The 16716-nt window shown below is 40.6% G+C and carries 15 protein-coding genes and 1 riboswitch; of the genes, 10 read left to right on the top strand and 5 right to left on the bottom strand.

The window, feature by feature from the left end; genetic code table 11:
* The first annotated feature begins 29 nt into the window (after positions 1 to 29).
* From QCD85_RS04440 to QCD85_RS04415, 6 genes are all read left to right on the top strand, one after another.
* The gene (locus QCD85_RS04440; RefSeq protein ID WP_137221162.1) at positions 30 to 164 is read left to right on the top strand and encodes a paeninodin family lasso peptide; all 135 of its coding nucleotides are present in this window, start codon (positions 30 to 32) and stop codon (positions 162 to 164) included.
* 144 nt (positions 165 to 308) lie between these two features.
* On the top strand, positions 309 to 1283 hold the full coding sequence (locus QCD85_RS04435; protein WP_273615123.1) for an aldolase: 975 nt from the start codon (positions 309 to 311) through the stop codon (positions 1281 to 1283).
* Positions 1284 to 1309: 26 nt separating this feature from the next.
* Positions 1310 to 1624, top strand: coding sequence for a lasso peptide biosynthesis PqqD family chaperone (locus tag QCD85_RS04430; RefSeq protein WP_273615124.1), 315 nt, complete (start codon positions 1310 to 1312; stop codon positions 1622 to 1624).
* On the top strand, positions 1614 to 2054 hold the full coding sequence (locus QCD85_RS04425) for a lasso peptide biosynthesis B2 protein (RefSeq protein WP_307296289.1): 441 nt from the start codon (positions 1614 to 1616) through the stop codon (positions 2052 to 2054). Before QCD85_RS04430 ends, QCD85_RS04425 begins: the two co-directional genes overlap by 11 nt.
* Before the next feature lie 138 nt (positions 2055 to 2192).
* Entirely contained in the window at positions 2193 to 3392 is a 1200-nt protein-coding gene (locus QCD85_RS04420; protein WP_273615125.1) for a nucleotidyltransferase domain-containing protein, read from the top strand.
* Complete coding sequence (locus QCD85_RS04415; protein ID WP_273615126.1) at positions 3389 to 5185, top strand: ABC transporter ATP-binding protein; 1797 nt, start codon at positions 3389 to 3391, stop codon at positions 5183 to 5185. The genes QCD85_RS04420 and QCD85_RS04415 overlap by 4 nt, the downstream gene beginning before the upstream one ends.
* Before the next feature lie 68 nt (positions 5186 to 5253).
* On the opposite strand, the gene cysC is transcribed toward QCD85_RS04415, so the two are convergent.
* The 5 genes from cysC to QCD85_RS04390 form a co-directional block, all read right to left on the bottom strand.
* A complete protein-coding gene (gene cysC / locus QCD85_RS04410) occupies positions 5254 to 5850 on the bottom strand; it encodes an adenylyl-sulfate kinase (RefSeq protein WP_301261739.1) in 597 nt (198 codons plus the stop codon).
* 210 nt (positions 5851 to 6060) lie between these two features.
* A complete protein-coding gene (locus QCD85_RS04405) occupies positions 6061 to 6870 on the bottom strand; it encodes a hypothetical protein (protein ID WP_301261738.1) in 810 nt (269 codons plus the stop codon).
* A gap of 119 nt (positions 6871 to 6989) precedes the next feature.
* A riboswitch (cyclic di-GMP riboswitch) is annotated at positions 6990 to 7084 on the bottom strand.
* A gap of 145 nt (positions 7085 to 7229) precedes the next feature.
* On the bottom strand, positions 7230 to 8018 hold the full coding sequence (locus QCD85_RS04400) for a peptidylprolyl isomerase (RefSeq protein ID WP_273615129.1): 789 nt from the start codon (positions 8016 to 8018) through the stop codon (positions 7230 to 7232).
* Between the two features lie 147 nt (positions 8019 to 8165).
* A complete protein-coding gene (locus QCD85_RS04395) occupies positions 8166 to 9086 on the bottom strand; it encodes an AEC family transporter (RefSeq protein WP_273615130.1) in 921 nt (306 codons plus the stop codon).
* 43 nt (positions 9087 to 9129) lie between these two features.
* Positions 9130 to 11103 (bottom strand): DUF2339 domain-containing protein, encoded by a 1974-nt coding sequence (locus tag QCD85_RS04390; RefSeq protein WP_301261737.1) that lies wholly within the window; start codon positions 11101 to 11103, stop codon positions 9130 to 9132.
* Positions 11104 to 11235: 132 nt separating this feature from the next.
* Here QCD85_RS04390 and QCD85_RS04385 point away from each other — a divergent pair, with 132 nt between their 5' ends.
* The 4 genes from QCD85_RS04385 to QCD85_RS04370 all read left to right on the top strand — a co-directional run bounded on the left by QCD85_RS04385 (position 11236) and on the right by QCD85_RS04370 (position 16658).
* A complete protein-coding gene (locus QCD85_RS04385) occupies positions 11236 to 11931 on the top strand; it encodes a M50 family metallopeptidase (RefSeq protein ID WP_273615132.1) in 696 nt (231 codons plus the stop codon).
* Entirely contained in the window at positions 11928 to 13292 is a 1365-nt protein-coding gene (locus tag QCD85_RS04380; RefSeq protein WP_301261736.1) for an N-acyl-D-glucosamine 2-epimerase, read from the top strand. The genes QCD85_RS04385 and QCD85_RS04380 overlap by 4 nt, the downstream gene beginning before the upstream one ends.
* Positions 13220 to 14479 (top strand): pectin acetylesterase-family hydrolase, encoded by a 1260-nt coding sequence (locus QCD85_RS04375; protein ID WP_274170760.1) that lies wholly within the window; start codon positions 13220 to 13222, stop codon positions 14477 to 14479. The genes QCD85_RS04380 and QCD85_RS04375 overlap by 73 nt, the downstream gene beginning before the upstream one ends.
* A 109-nt stretch (positions 14480 to 14588) precedes the next feature.
* Positions 14589 to 16658: a class I SAM-dependent methyltransferase gene (locus tag QCD85_RS04370; RefSeq protein ID WP_301261735.1), complete on the top strand. Its 2070-nt coding sequence runs from the start codon at positions 14589 to 14591 to the stop codon at positions 16656 to 16658.
* Positions 16659 to 16716: the final 58 nt, after the last annotated feature.

The following is a 16716-nucleotide window of genomic DNA, read 5'->3' as shown; positions in this document are numbered from 1 at the left end:
CACCATTCTACTATAAGGAGGCTACTATAATGAAAGAACAAAAAATGCAATGGCAGACTCCAACATTAGAAGTTTTGGATGTCAACGAAACAATGGCAGGTATTGGTTATAAGCAAATTGACTGGGTATCTGAGCAAGACGCTGATCTATATAACCCTAGCTGAGTATTGTAAGCAGCACTGGGATAGAAAAGCACGCAGTTGTTCAGAAAGTCCTTATACGAGTTAGTATAGGGACTTTCTGTTTTAATAAAGCAATCCTTTGAATAATATTCGGAGAAAGCAGAGTCATAGGCTCTATGGGAGGTAATGACCATTTTTACCGTAAATAAAACTATGCATAAGACGATTTATCAAGCATTTGGGTTACGTTTTGAAAGTGAGATATTGTTGTCGGAATTGTTGCAACGCCAAGATATTGAAGAAGCTGATGTGAAAATCGAATTTCAGGATTTATCTGAATGGAGATCTGTAGTTAATACACGCGAAAATAATTTTACGATGCAATCTATTGGATTTGTGTTTGAAATTCCAGATACCGCTTTGTTTTGTATTCAAGAAGGCAAACGGATTATGATCCATCCGTTGCACGATGCGAATATAGACAAAATTCGTCTATATGTGTTGGGAACTTGCATGGGCGTATTGTTGTTACAACGTGGAATTTTGCCTTTACATGGAAGTGCAGTCGTAATTAATAATAAAGCATATGCGTTTGTCGGAGAATCAGGTGCAGGTAAATCTACACTTGCGTCTACTTTTGTACAATCTGGATTTGAATTACTAAGTGATGATGTTATCGCTGTGAGCTATGAAAATGGAGAGCCTGTTGTCCATCCTGCATATCCACAGCAAAAGTTATGGAAAGAAAGTTTAGACCTGTTTGGAATGTCAGAAGAGCAGTTCAAACCTCTTCATGATGAAGTCAGCAAATTTGCTATTCCTGTTACCAAGCAATTTCGCAATCAGACCGTTCCTTTAGCAGGCGTATTTGAACTTGTCAAAATGGATAGCGAATATGTAGTTATGCGTGAAATGAATCGTTTGGAAAGATTACATGCGATGATGCTACACACGTATCGTGGTGCTTTGATTCCAAGATTAGGACTCAAACAATGGCATTTCTCAAGTGCAGCCGCTTTAGCGGGAGAGTTATTTGCTTTACAAATTTTACGTCCGACTTCTGGGTTTACAGCGCCAGAATTGATGAATCAGATTATGAGAAAAGTGCAACAAGAAGAAATGCAAGAGGATACGATCTATTCTACAAAACATTTCAACTGAAAATCAGATCAAAGGAGAGAATGTGAATGAATACAAGCTTAATCGGACCCGATCAGGTCATTGAACAAAATAAACAATATATTGCTAGTGATATGAATGGCGAAACGGTAATGATGAACGTAGAATCTGGCAAATACTATAATTTGGGTATGGTCGGTGGACGAATCTGGGAGCTTAGTTCTTCTCCTGTATCTGTGCAAAATATTGTCAATACGTTAGTAGCTGAATACGATGTATCGTATGAAGTGTGTCTGGAGCAAGTTAGTGAATTTGCCGGACAAATGTTTAAAGAAGGTCTGATTGAAGTGGCTCCTGAACAGGATGGGCTTCGTGTGGACTAAGATCGCCAAATTCCGTAGTACCCCGATGCCTATGCGTAAATTAATGTTAGAAGCGTTAGTATATTTAGCGTGGGCTCGCTTTTTGAAAATGTTACCTTTTGCCAAAGTATCTCCGACGCTAGGTTCTTATATGGAAGAGACTTCATATGATCTAAACAGAGATCAGAAATGGCAAGGGGTACAGGTCTCAAGAGCATTGCATCGTGTAAGCGGGCATGTATTCTGGGAAACGGAATGTATGGTGATGGGAATGGCAGCCATGAAAATGTTAGCAAGGCGTAAAGTGCCAAGTACTTTATATCTGGGGATGCGTCGCAATCGGGCGGGTAAAGTAGCTGCACATGCGTGGGTTAGAAGTGGTGCTTTTTATGTTACAGGAGCAGAAGAAATTGAACAGTATACGGTAGTGGGGAAATTTGCTAAAAACTAGCATGAATACAAAGTATACTATTTCACTCGGTTAATACTAGAGTAACATGTATATACTTTAATGGATCTGAAAATCACTGAATGAACGCTATAAACTGAACAATTGATCAACATCAGTTTATATCCAAAGGAGTTCGGTATGAATATAGATTGGGATTTAGACGTGCAGGATTTTCCTGTGGAATTAAAATGTTTACTTGAACTGATGGCGGTAGATACAGATACTCCATCTGCAATCGATTGGTCGAATCATCGAATTAACTGGCAACAATTTTATTCACTAACAAGGCATCATCGGGTGTACCCTACTATTCATGAACAATTTAGCGCAGAGCCTTTGTCTCAAGCACCAAAAGGGATGGTACAACAGCTTAGTGTTGATTATAGTCGCAATGCACTGATTATGCTGCAATTAAGCGGTAAAATGGCGCAGGTTAGTGAAGCTTTGGATCAACAAGGCATCTATGCTTTGCAATTAAAAGGCCCGGCATTAGCAGAATTTCTTTATGGAAGTCTATCGCGCCGTACTTCTAAAGATTTGGATATTTTGGTTCATCCCGATCAGATTGAACAAGCAGAACAAGTATTAGAGCAGTTAGGATATATCAAAACACAAGAAGTCTCTCGAATCGTAAGCGATTGGAAATGGCGTCAAAATCATGAATCATTTACTCATGCGACTACAGGAATAGAAATTGAATTACACTGGCGTTTAAATGGAGATGCAGGCGCAGAACCTAGTTTTTATGAATTATGGAGTCGTCGTCAGACATTAGAATTTGCAGGAACCAATGTGTATATGTTGGGCAAAGAAGATTTGATGTTTTATCTTACAGCACATGGTGCTCGGCATGCATGGTTTCGTTTGCGCTGGTTAGCGGATATTGATCGCCTTGCACGTATGGAGCTCGACTGGGACAAGTTAACCGCTTTACTACGTCGTTACAAATGCACACATTTAGTCGGTCAGGCATTAATTTTGTCTGCTGCTATGCTTAATACACCGATTTCTCGGGAAATGGCTTTGTTGATGAGTACAGATCGTCCACAGGATCTGGCACGTCGTGTCCTGATTTTTATTCGTGAACAAGTTAGCTTATGCCCTGAACCGGAAAGTGAAATACTGGCTCAGATTTATCGTAATTATCTTTTTTCTTTACGAACACCTGGACAGAAGGCGATTTTTTTAGCTCGGAAAATGGTGCCGGATACATGGGATACACAGACGCTTCCGTTACCTAAATCGCTACGCTTTCTCTATTATCCTTTACATCCATTTTTATTATTACATCGTCGTATTCAAAGGCGGGCTGCTTTAGAACGGGAGGTGGGTCAGTGAATGCTATCAGCGCTTATATGCGACAACTGCATGACTTCGCGGGCAAGCGCCTTTATATCTACGTATTCCTGATGTTGATGATTAGCTGTCTGGATGGATTAAGTATTTATCTACTGGTTCCGTTGCTTAGTCTGGTTGGGTTATTTGGAACACAGGGTTCAATGCCTATGGCTTGGTTATTTGAGCCGTTGCAGCGTATTCCAGCGAGTATGACATTATTTGTCGTACTTGGCATGTACAGTGTATTGATGATTGTACAGGGATTGATCCAGCGAAAACAGGCTGTAATGGGAACAGAGATTCAGCAAGGATTTGTTAATAATTTGAGAATTCGTACGTATCGTTCGATTTTGCGTGCGAATTGGACATTCTTTTTACGTAAACGCAAATCGGACTTGAGTCATGTACTTACTTCAGAATTAGCGCGTGTGAGTCAAGGAACCAATCTAGTGATGCAATTATCTACATCCTTTATTTTTATGGTGATCCAAATCGCATTTGCGATGGTATTATCGGTACAGATGACCTTATTAGTGATTGTCGGCGGAGTGTTGTTAACCCTGTACTCACGTAAATTTGTACGACGTGCCAAACAGATGGGGGATCGAACTACCTTTTTATCACAAGAGTATTTTTCGGGGATGCAAGAACATTTAAGTGGAATCAAAGATATCAAAAGCAATATGTTAGAAGCTTCACATTTTGAATGGTTTAGAAGTATGTGTGGCAAGTTAGAAAAAAATGCGATTCAATTGGTTCGTTTGAATTCAGGAACTCAATTTATTTATAAAATTATTTCGGTTGTATTTATTATTATGTTTGTCGTCTTGTCTGCTCAAGTGTTCAAATTACAACCAGAGCGTTCTATATTGATTATTTTGATTTTTGCTCGCTTATGGCCTAGATTTGGCGGTATTCAATCTTCACTAGAGTATATTGGTGCGCTTGTTCCTGCTTTTCATGCGGTAACAGCACTACAAGAAGAATGCGATCAAGCAGAAGAATCTTACAAAGCAGTAGCACCCGGTCAAGTAAAAACAGTTCATATGACCAAGGGACTTAGCTGTGAAAATGTATCTTTCCGCTATCTAGAAGATCAAGGTAATGCGCTGAACAATATCAATCTATTTATTCCTATCGGTAAAATGACAGCGATTGTAGGACGTTCAGGAGCAGGCAAAAGTACGCTGATTGATCTATTAATGGGACTGATGGAACCGCAAGAAGGTAAAGTCACTGTAGATGGAGAGACATTAACCGGTGAACGTTTGCAGACATGGCGTAATTCAATCGGGTATGTTTCGCAAGAACCTTTCTTATTCCATAGCAGTATTCGTGAAAACCTGTTATTAGTTGATCCACGTGCGAAAGAAGAGCAGTTATGGGAAGCCTTATCTTTTGCAGCATGTGAAGATTTTGTCCGCAAATTGCCTGAAGGATTAGATACTGTAATCGGTGATCGTGGTGTGCGTCTATCTGGCGGAGAACGTCAACGGATTGTACTGGCACGAGCAATTCTGCGTCAACCGGAAGTACTGATACTGGATGAAGCAACCAGTTCACTGGATAGTGAGAATGAAGCGAAGATCCAAGCGGCGATAGAGAAGCTCAAAGGTAAAATGACTTTGATCGTGATTGCTCACCGTTTATCTACGATTCGTGATGCAGATCAAGTGGTCGTATTGGATCAAGGACAGATCGTGCAGCAAGGTGAATTTGGAGCGCTATCTCGCGAAACCAAAGGCACATTCCATCAATTATTAACCAAACAAACGGCTCTACAGAACGCTTAATACTCACTATTCCAACACTGGAAAAGTAGAGGCTAAGTCACTGTACAGCCGTTTTTCTTTTGGATTATTTAAAGTGTCCGTTGATCTAATTTAGCCATTACTTTAGCAACACATTGTTCTACAGACTGGTGTTCCGTATCTAGCGTCAATTCAGGTTGTTGAGGAGCTTCATAAGGAGCACTAACCCCTGTGAAGTTCGGAATCTGACCTGCACGAGCTTTTTTGTATAATCCTTTAGGATCACGCTCTTCACAAGCAGAAAGGGAACAATCAATATACACTTCAATAAAATCTTCTTCATCAAATAAATCACGCACCATTTGCCGATCTTGAGCATGAGGAGAAATAAAAGCAGCAATCACTATCGTACCTGCATCGATAAATAATTTGGCAACTTCTCCGATACGACGCAGATTTTCTTTGCGATCTTGCTCTGAAAATCCCAGGTCACGATTGAGTCCATGACGAATATTATCTCCATCAAGTACATAACAAGCACGCTCACGTGCGAATAATTCTTTTTCCAGCGCAAATGCGAGTGTAGATTTCCCTGAACCGGAAAGCCCTGTTAACCAGATAACTACACTGCGTTGTCCGTATCGTTGCTCACGTTCTTTGCGTGTGATATTGGAAGACTGCCAGGTAATATTTCGTGAAGATTCCATTTGAATTGAGCCCCTTTGCTGACAATATGTATTCATTCAATTATATCAGCAATTAGGTTAAATCTCTAAGAGACTTTATTAATAGTCATAAGATACAGGAACTTGAATAAGGAAGTTGTATTATGGGAGAAGAGAGATGATCGTTGAATGATTTTGTATGTATACCGCTAAGTAAGAAAGTCATTTGAGATCACTTTCTTACCCGCGATATTAATGCTGTAGTATTTTGCCCCAGCCTACATAATCATGCACAGCGATTCCAGCAAAAGAAGAATGAGTAGATGCTTGTGTAGTCACCTGACTCAATGCTGTAGTCAGTGCATCTGCTCCTTTGCCATAAAAGCTAATATGATCGCCTTCAGCAGATGGATTTGTTTCCACACCGATATACATATCTTTACCTTCATGATCGGCTTCACTTAATTGGGCTTGAGCTACATCATAGATAGCTGCTCCTGAATCTCGATATGCCATTACTGTTAATGAATCATATTGATCGATCATCCATTGACTGAGTGTAGAATGATCATCAGGCGTATTTAATGTGTACAACCAGAAAGGAATATCTGCACTAGCGGATAGATGAAGCGCTTGAGCAGTGGTTGTAATCATTTGTACACTACGTTGCCATTGTGCAATGATAGTCGCTTGTTCTGTTGTCCAATTTGGAAGCAAATAAGGCTCAATATCGATATGAATCCCACTAAATTGCTCTGTAGCCGAAGAGGCTTGTTGATATGAAGTAATCCATTGCAACGTATCTTGCAACTTGTGGCGATACTGATCCAATGCCCAGGAAGGCGCACCATCCAAAGCTTCAACGGTAATGTGCTGTGCAGAAGCAGCTGCGATAAAACGTTGATACTGCGAAATATCCAGATCTCTATTGATTTGCAGGTAGATCATATTAATCTGTTGTGAAGCGGCAAACTGTAAAATATCTGCTGTCGAATCTACGATAAGCGTTGTATTCCACAACCATGTTGCTTTTTGAATTGATTGCGCATGAATCGATTTCATATTGCTAACTCCTAGCAAAAGACAAATCATTACACTCAATAGACCTATTTTATAACAAAAAGACATCATCGTATTCATGATGAATCGGACTCCTTCGATTCATACCGCATCAGGTATTCCTCGGTAACCGGCTGTCATGACATGCCCTACAATTCATGTGTTAGACCCTTTGGCTTTGCGTCTTTACTTTTCAGTAAATTTGCCTGATTAAATATGAGAGTAGATAGACTTACACATGTACTGTATAAAAAGATTGTACACAATGTTTATCGGTTGCTTAAAGTTACTTGTGAATAGGTAACTAACTTCACAACAAAAAAGCCATTATCTACATCAGAGATAATGGCTTGGAATACATCTTATTTTACTTTCTCAGGCTCAGGGTAAGTAACGCCTTTAGTATCTACAGTTACCTTTTTCATAACAGCAGGAGTATTAGGCTTGTCTTGTCCATCTCTTGGAAGATTGACAATCTCATCGACAGCATCCATACCACTAGTCACTTTACCAAATGCCGCATATTCTCCATCCAATTGAGGAGAGTCAGCTACCATAATAAAGAATTGGGAACCGCCGGAATTAGGATCAGCAGCACGTGCCATCGAAAGAACACCACGTGTATGTTTTAGATCATTTTGTACATTGTTGGACTTGAATTCACCTGCAATGCTGTAGCCAGGTCCACCTGTACCTGCACCATCAGGATCGCCACCTTGAATCATAAATTCAGGAATGACGCGGTGGAAAGTTAAACCGTCATAGAATCCTGATTTCACCAAAGCAATAAAGTTATTCACTGTATTTGGAGCAGCTTTAGGGAACAATTCAATTTCGATCTTTTTACCATTTTCCATTTCTATCGTGACGATAGGGTCATTGGCTTGTTTGAAATCAGCAGAATTGTCTGTCGCTGAAGCTTCTTCGGTTGTGCCTGTTGTTGCTGAGCTGTCTGTACCTGTTGATTCGGTTGTAGAACCGGATTGGTCGGTTGAAGTACTGGTTGAGGTGCTTTCAGTCGTTGTACCTGAAGTGCCTGTTTGTCCGGTGCTGGAACTGCTTGTTCCATTGTTACCACAGCCTGCAATAATCAAAAATAGCGCTGTGAAGATAAGCAAAAAGGCTACATTTTTACGTGATTGACGCAACATCTGAATATCCATCTCCTTTGAGGTCGTTTATAGTGATCAATGATCGCTTGTAAATCAGCAATTCTTAGTATAAAACGTCTACAGAACAAGATACAAGTTTGGATAAGACGATTTCTATTCCCTTTAACGTCAAGTTCTATCCTTATTTTATAAATGATGAGACAAAGCGATAACAGCAGTAATCGTAAATACATTCACTAATGTAGACACCAATACCGTTTGAGCAGCAAAGTCAGGTTCATTCCGGTACTCTTCTGCCAGAATCGATGTATTCACACCTGTAGGCATCGCAGAAGCGATCAGCAGTGCTTGAGCAGGAATACCATGAATACCTAATACATAGATCAGTAGAAGCCCGATAGCAGGCCCTGCGAATAAGCGTAACGCCATACTTAGATAAATGTCTTTCCGATATAAGCGTAGCGGATACTTTACAATCTGTGCACCAAGCGTGATTAGCGCAATTGCCACCATCGATTGTTGAGCATACGTTAACGGTTGAGCCAGAATCACTGGTAAAGGAATCGCAAACGCATGCATAACCAGACCCAGTAACAGCGCATACGGTACAGGCATTTTCAGAAATCCAACAATCACGCTTCGATAATTACCGTTGAGTCGTGATCCTTGAATTGAAATGACTCCATACGTAAAAGTGAGTAGACTTTGAAGCGACATAATCAATGCTTGCATAGAAGCAGCCAGTGGATCGCCTTTAAAGACTAGATCGTTAATAGGTAAACCATAGTTACCCGAGTTATCGAGCATAATACTGTTGTTAAAAGCGGCTTTTTTCCCTTTGGTATATCCCATCACTTTGGAAGTGGCTGATCCTAAAATATACAAGATCAATACATACAAAGCATAGAAAAAGATAACACTTCCAAGTAATTGAGCAGACATATCGGAATGATAGAGACTCATAAAAACAGCCGCAGGTGTAATACAGTAAAAGTTGATTTTGGCGAGTGTATACAGATCCAACTGGAAAACACGCTGTAATATGGACCCGACCGCAATCAAAACAAAAATCGGTAGAACCACACTGTACAAAATCGTAAAAATCAATCTCTCCACTTCTTTCTTTAATCATTCATTTGGATCTTTTCATTTATGAAAGATCATCATTATGTTTAGGTTTATCGGGTGAAGCAGGTGGTACATCAGCAGAACGGTTGTCTAATGGTGCAGTTGAAGATTCATAAGAACGTTCAGGATTGTTCGTTGGTATATTAGCTTCTAGTGGTGGCTCTTGTGATGGAGGTTGTCCATTGTTATCCCGACGTTTGTAAAATAAACGCGATAATCCCAGTCCAACCACACCTAATATAATAAACAAGATCGCCCGTACGCCAATCGAAATATCTGGAAGATCGATAAAAATAATTTTGAGTAAGGTGAAAAAGATAAACAATATTCCGATAATCCGCAATTTGGATTTTTGAACAACCATACCGATCACAATAATGAGAATCGCATAGATAATCCACGCACTGGAAAGACTAAGATGGCGTACATCAGCATTTTGGAATCGGGAAGCAACGTGTACCAATTGACTAAGGTAGATCAATCCCAGAATCGCTTCTGCCCACATCAAAATATAACGTTTGCGATACAGCGAGCTATAGACTTTATCTTCTGAATGTACCCATTTTCCAATAATCTGATAGATTGCTGGAATTGTAATGAGTAAGATTAACCAGTTAAAAGCAGATGCAGACCAGAAACGTTCGATCGGAACAAATAATGTCGCTAACAGTGCATACGCATATACAATACAAGCGAGAACCAATTGTAATTTGTTACGGAATCGAAGAGCCAGTAAGAACGCTAGTGTACCTTCGACCAAAATAACAGCCATACGAGCAGGGAAATTCGGAATCATATTTAACAACAAAAACCAGCCAAAGATCGCCATAGCAGGATAAGCAATGCCGACAGGAGTACGTTTTTGAATACCGGAAGCATACAAGATGCTATACATCAGCGACAAAATAGCAATCATCCAACGTGCGCCTGTCTCACTACCATCGAGATAGTAAATGGTAAGCCATCCACCGACAAAGGCGAAGCTCGTAAAAAGAACACCTAGTTGCATACTGGTGCTGCGCTTTTTCCATAATACAGAAATCGCTAAAATGACAGCATGTTGAATCAAAACAGCTACTACATTTTGTACAGAGAAACCATACCAGATCATACTTAGTCCAAGCGTAATATGTAGTAAAGCAAATGCCAGGATATAACTGACCCGGAATGAATATTTCATCGCTACCACTAACATGACTGCTGAGAAAATCGTTTCAAATCCAGCAAATATCCATAGATTCGGATCATCAGGAGCAATCAATACAGGCGCAAGATAACCTGCGATCAACGTGATCCCAACAATCGATTGAGAACGCTGACTTAATGCTATATACACTCCAAATACAAGTGCACCGATATACAGTAAAAATGCAAAGATAAACGGAAGCAAGTCATATAACAGATACGATGCAACAATCGACAAAATTAAAATCGCAATCGATCCGCCTAATAATACTTTGCCCAGTGCGGGTCGTTCTTTACTGACCTCACGTTCCCCGAGCCAGTATAAGATAGCTGCTACCAGTACACCGAGAATACAGCGAATCGGTTCAGACAAATAGCCTGCTTTGACCACAGCTATAAATCCCCACACAATCCCGAGAATCAATACAACGATAAAAACACGCGGCAACCATACACGCGCAATCAGATGTTCCCAGTCTTTGGGTGGCTTGGGAACAGGCGGTGTGTAAGGCGCTTGTACAGGTGGGCGCTGTGCACCAGCAAATGGACCTGACTGTGGCTGCGCTTGTGGTCTAGCGTTGTAATTTCCTTTCGGTGGCGGTGCATTCACATAAGCATCTTGCCAGTTCGATGTTGGCGGAGGCGGAGTGAAAGGTGAGCCAGAGGGTGGGGGCGGAGCTGTTCGATTAGGAGATACGGGTGGAGGCGAAGCCTGTCTTCGTTGCATTTCTAGTTGCTTCAATTCAGCGACTTCGCGTTCAAGCCTGAGAATACGCTGTTCCAGTTGTTCTACTTTATCGTTATGATCCACAGCAATAGACACTCCTTTACAAATGATTTGATTCACAAATTATACCATAAGCTGTAAAGGTAGAAGATGGATTTACAGGCTATAAAGCGATATATTTAAGATAGCAACTTAAAATAGTAAGGGTGTGACCTTTTGAATAAATGGTTAAATACGATTTTGTTATTGATCGCCTCAGCGGTATTGACGCGATTGATCCCTTTTTCATCGTTATTTCGTAATTTGAACACGATGATTCATGAATTTGGACATGCTATGATTACGTTAATTACATCCGGTCAGGTCAGTAGTATAGAGCTGAATGCAGACCATAGTGGAGTGACATATACGACGATAAGTTCTATGTGGAGTGGACTTCCGATTGGATTAGCAGGATATATGGGTTCTTCGATATTTGTGATTGTTTTATTTTATCTGTATCACAAACGCAAGCAAAAAGAAGGCATTGTGTTAACAGGCATTATTGCGCTGATTATGTTGATATTATATGTGCATCATGGATTCGGTCTGTACTGGTTAATTGGATTTGTGATTGTTAGTGGTGTCATGGTGATTGCGCCCGAATGGTTACGTAATGGTTATTATTTGTTAATTCTGTTTTTGACACTAGAAGAATCCGTACTATCCTCGATTACGATTCTGTGGCTTAGTATTACTAGCCCTGCTGGAGCTGGAGATGCGGCAGGGCTAGCGCAACAATTCGGGATTCCTGCTGTATTATGGGGTGTGCTTTTTGCAGGCTTTTCATTGTGGTGTGCACACCGCTCTCTTCAGTTATTTTGGCGTAAACGAAAACCACCGGTATACCGAGCAGGAGGAGCGCGCAGATGAGTACACCGCTACAGCGTAATCGTCCGTGGGCGATGCATGGCGCAAGTATACAGATCGATCCGTTATTTCCGTATTATGCTAATCGATCCCCGCAAAGTATCGCTGACGAATTAGCGCTTGCTGGATATCGAACAGTTCATTATTTTGTTGTGAATGAGCAACAGGTCGATATCGCACTGGTAGAAGCATTGCAACAGCGAGAAATAGCAGTATGGGCGCTTGTATTAGGAAATGGCACATTCAGTGTAGAACTTGCGCCTAAAGAATGGTCGTCCTGGCGGATGGAATTGCTCAAGCCGATCAATGATGGATTTGAGCGCTTTTCTCACTTTTCAACCGAATATATTCAATGGAAAAAAGAAGTGATCGCTTATCTGGTAGCAAATGTGCCTTTTGACGGGATAGAGATTGCAGAACCTTATTTTCCAGAATGGAACGGAATCGAACGTGGAGTATATGGAGATATTGGACCGCTTGCACAGCAAGCTTTTCTCGACAAATACGGAATGGATATGCCCAACTTTACCCGTTCTTCCGCGGCTAATTATTATACAAAAATTCCTTATATTTATGAGCGCTGGGTTGATATGCGTGTAGAAGCAGTCAATGGATTAATTCATGAAATTATTAATGGCGAGCATGGAGCCAGAGATGTGCGCCCGGATATTAAAGTAGCTACATGGTCATTAGCTGTACGCGATCCTGAAGCCACCCAAAAGCTACGTGAATGGCAAGGGCTGGATGCGCTGGCGATGATCGATCTGGTGAAGCCTGATATGCATATTTTGCAGACGCATTGGCCGGATTGGATGAAGCGTGGTCTACCCTCTAACTATATACGCGATTATGAAAGTATAGCTGCACCGATCCGAGCATTATATCCCAAATTACCTCTTGGTATTCAAGCAGATATCGGCTCCAAATCCAGTATGATCAAAGGAAGACGTTGGATAGATGAACTGGAACATCATGCCTATGCGCTTGGATATCAGAGCTGGACCGCTTATGAATACCATATTGGTGGGTATATGTATGCAGAGCCTCCTTTACCTTCATCGGGTCTTCGTATAGCGCCTGATGAAGTGATGATTATTTATAATAAGCGTATTGATCCACAATCTATTGGTACGGTTACGTTATATCCAGCGATCGGATTGGGTAAATCATATGAGTTGAAAGTCAGTCAATCGGCTGTAGATGGCAATCGGTTATTTTTGCGATTCACGAGGTCGTTACCGAATACCTCTTTTCAATTAGAGATCAAAGATGTGAGTGATACCCCTGATCTATGGTTACTGAAAGGCAAAAAGGCGAATCGTACACCGCGCAAAACAAAAGTATTCATCGTACAGGAAGAGTAAGCGGGAAAAGAGGAATCGAAATGGTGTTGACTACCATTGAATGGTTGATTATTGTAGCGGTTGTTGTCGTTGTTATTCTATTTGTTATTAAGCGTCCTACTCGTGTAGTCAGCTTTGCTGAATCGCCATTGTATAAATGGAATCGGGTAGATCTAAGCGGTATTGTAGTAGCGGGAGATGGATCACCTTATTACTTGCTAACCAAGCGTGGCAAAAGTAAAAATGTAGTCGTTTATTTTTCCGGTGGAGGGATTAGCTGGGATCGCAATACCGCTTCCAAGCCATTTGGATTGCGTACCTTATTGCATAATCGGGAGTTAGGTTATTATTTTGCCAATATTCCTTTTTACAAAACCGATCTGTTAGGCGGTATGCTGGATAATCATCGTGAAGATAATCCTTTTTACGATTGGACAATTGTCTATATCCCTTATGCAACAGGAGATTTCCATATTGGCAACAATAAAGTGAAGTATAAAGGAAAAGGCAAAATTCATTTTACAGCTCATTATAGTGGTAGACCGAATACGCTAAAAGGATTAGATTGGTTATTCGATCATATTACTGAACCGGATAAATTATTTATCGCAGGAGCTAGTGCAGGCGGATTTGGATCAGCATTCTGGGCTCCTCATATTGCAGAACATTATCCGAATGCCCAAATTTATCATTATGCAGATGGTTCTTATTTATCGTCTCATCAGTGGCATCATATTATTGATGAAGTATGGCAATCCAAATTTGAACAGCATTTTGGCTATCCGATCGAAGAAGATATTATTGCAGCGGCATTTCGTTATAATGCGCAGAAGCTTCCAGCGAATACGATCTTGCTACAATCCAATACGTTATACGATAAAGTCTTACCTTCCTATGAAGCTGTACTGAATCAGCAGACGATTGGATTAGTGAGTGGAGACGATGTTATGACGCAGAGCTGGTCTCAAGGTATGCTTGATTCTGCCGGACAATTGGATCAAGAGTTAGACAATTATTATTACTTTGTGACCGATTATGGGGTCGGTACGAAGAAACGAAGTACACCGCATACGTTATCACCATCACGCGTTTTTTACACTGCTGAAGAAAGTGGTGTGAAATTAAGCCGTTGGTTGGGAGATATTATTAACAAAGATAAACTGTATTCTGTAGGAAAAGAATTTGTAGAGTCTCCTATGGGCAAATAAACTCAAAAGCGCTGAACATCAGGTTCAACGCTTTTTTATTATCAATCGACATCAAAACGGGTAAACTAACAATAACCCTATACTTTGGAGAAAATAAGGATGTGACCGTATGCTACATTCATTAACTGCTATAGACAATTATCGTAATCTTGGTTATTTATCTGCCGATAATCCGTATCTTTGGTTACATTATTTGGTATCCGCTGAAGAACGGATTGTCAATCTAGAACGTGTAACGACTTTGCAAGAATTAAGCAATGCTAATCCTGTACTGGATTATGTAGAACGTACATTACGCATTCTAGATCAATTGCGAGTATCGTACTGGCAAAAAGAGCTGATCGAAGAAGTGCTGATATGGTCTGAAACAGCCAAAGGCGGAACGATGCGTGAACGGATACGCTGGCAAGAACAAGGCATTAATTTATTTGTACATAATGAAGGCTCGGCAGAACTGTATATGCATGCTTCTGCTGATCCACAGCAAGAACGTACTCAATTAGTGACTACGTTGATTCGGACACATGGACTAATCGGTCAATGTCTGCGTGGAGAAGTGCCTTTTGCTGAAAATGTCCCGTTAACCGATCAAGTCAGTCATGGCGTTTTATCACCAGAAGAAATGAAAACGACTTTACTGATACTGAACCGCTGTATTATAGAAGCCGTTTCGTCAGAATTATGGCAACAAGTACAAGATGATGTGCTTGCATTGATCCAACCGATTGTCTACCAAGAGCAACCTTTAGATTGGACAACCGAAGATCGGATACTTCGCTTACGGGCTGCCAGTATTCATAAAGGAGAAAATACAGTTGAGAGCCTACACCAACTGAATGCACAGATTAATCTAGAGCAATCTTTTGCATTGCTTGACCATCAGACGTTCTGGTATGTAGAAGCGGCATTACAAGATTTCTCATTTGAAGAGTTTGCCAAAATATTTACATTGATCAGTCATATCGTTCCTAAAGATGTACGCCATATCAGTTTTGAACGATTAATGAATACGATGTATTACGATTATAAAGGCATTAAAAAAGTAAATGTCTACAAAAAAAGAATGATTGAGAAAGTGTTGGCAGAGTGCTCTTGGGATCAATTGTCTACAGGTACATGGGGACAAGATAGTCCGCATTTGAGTTATGAATGTGTGCAAGAGCCTCATATTGCGGATACAGTCTTTTTTAACTTTGTTTTTTCACCAGCGGCAGAGAAATTAATTGAATTCTGTATCGAAGCAGAAAAGTCACCGCTATATGAGAAAGCTGTCTTGTTATTATTTGATCTATTTGGATTACGGCGTGATGCTTATGATCGTTTTCATAATGAAGAAAGTTATCTTGAAATGATGAATCAGACGGTCGATTATAAGCGTATATTGCTTCGTTATATAGTCGGCGAGACGATTATAGATATCGGGCCAGGTGGCGGTGTGATGCTAGACTTGATCGAAGAAGAATGGTCGGATAAACGTGCAATCGGTATCGATATCTCGGAAAATGTGATCGAAGCTTTACAACGTAAAAAGCAATTAGAAGGTCGCTCGTGGGAAGTAATGAAAGGCGATGCGCTAGCATTACGAGAAATTGTTGAACCTGGCAGTGTGGATAGTGTGTTATTTTCGTCGATTTTACATGAGTTATATTCATACGTTCCATTTAACGGGCATAAGTTCAATCTGGAAACGGTCGCTGCGGCTTTATCCAGTGCGTATGATGTTCTTTCTACAGGTGGACGCATTATTATTCGGGATGGCATTATGACCGAACCGACAGGGCAGAAGCGCCGGATTCAGTTTTTGCAAGATGATGGTCTGTCCGCATTAGAACGATATGCTCAAGATTTTGTCGGTCGTTCGATTGAGTATGAAGTGACAGGGGAGCAAGAAGTGATGATGCTTGTAAATGATGCGATGGAATTTCTATATACGTACACATGGGGAGAAGAAGCTTATGTGCATGAAGTACAGGAGCAGTTCGGGTATATGACACCTTCTCAATATCGTACTTTTATCGAGCAGACTTTAGGAGCACAAGCACATATTGTTCATTTAGAATCTTTTTTACAAGCCGGTTATACCGAAGCATTACAACCAAAAGTAAACATAACAGATGAGTGGGGCGAATCTGTTCCTTTGCCAGATAGTACCTGTATTATCGTGATTGAAAAAACCTAATATACAATCAAAAAGAACCTTTCCTGTAATCAATAAGGAAAAGGTTCTTTTTGGTGTA

Source organism: Paenibacillus sp. PsM32, assembly GCF_030433815.1.
GTDB lineage: Bacteria > Bacillota > Bacilli > Paenibacillales > Paenibacillaceae > Saccharibacillus > Saccharibacillus kyungheensis.
Note: the sequence above shows the minus strand (reverse complement) of the source record. Positions and strands in the feature narration are given on the sequence as shown.

Excerpts from the sequence above, each read along its gene's own strand:
- QCD85_RS04440 (WP_137221162.1), top strand. The coding sequence starts at position 30 with ATGAAAGAACAAAAAATGCAATGGCAGACTCCAACATTAGAAGTTTTG.
- QCD85_RS04435 (WP_273615123.1), top strand. The coding sequence starts at position 309 with ATGACCATTTTTACCGTAAATAAAACTATGCATAAGACGATTTATCAA.
- QCD85_RS04430 (WP_273615124.1), top strand. The coding sequence starts at position 1,310 with ATGAATACAAGCTTAATCGGACCCGATCAGGTCATTGAACAAAATAAA.
- QCD85_RS04420 (WP_273615125.1), top strand. The coding sequence starts at position 2,193 with ATGAATATAGATTGGGATTTAGACGTGCAGGATTTTCCTGTGGAATTA.
- cysC (WP_301261739.1), bottom strand. The coding sequence starts at position 5,850 with ATGGAATCTTCACGAAATATTACCTGGCAGTCTTCCAATATCACACGC.
- QCD85_RS04405 (WP_301261738.1), bottom strand. The coding sequence starts at position 6,870 with ATGAAATCGATTCATGCGCAATCAATTCAAAAAGCAACATGGTTGTGG.
- QCD85_RS04400 (WP_273615129.1), bottom strand. The coding sequence starts at position 8,018 with ATGTTGCGTCAATCACGTAAAAATGTAGCCTTTTTGCTTATCTTCACA.
- QCD85_RS04380 (WP_301261736.1), top strand. The coding sequence starts at position 11,928 with ATGAGTACACCGCTACAGCGTAATCGTCCGTGGGCGATGCATGGCGCA.
- QCD85_RS04375 (WP_274170760.1), top strand. The coding sequence starts at position 13,220 with ATGGTTACTGAAAGGCAAAAAGGCGAATCGTACACCGCGCAAAACAAA.
- QCD85_RS04370 (WP_301261735.1), top strand. The coding sequence starts at position 14,589 with ATGCTACATTCATTAACTGCTATAGACAATTATCGTAATCTTGGTTAT.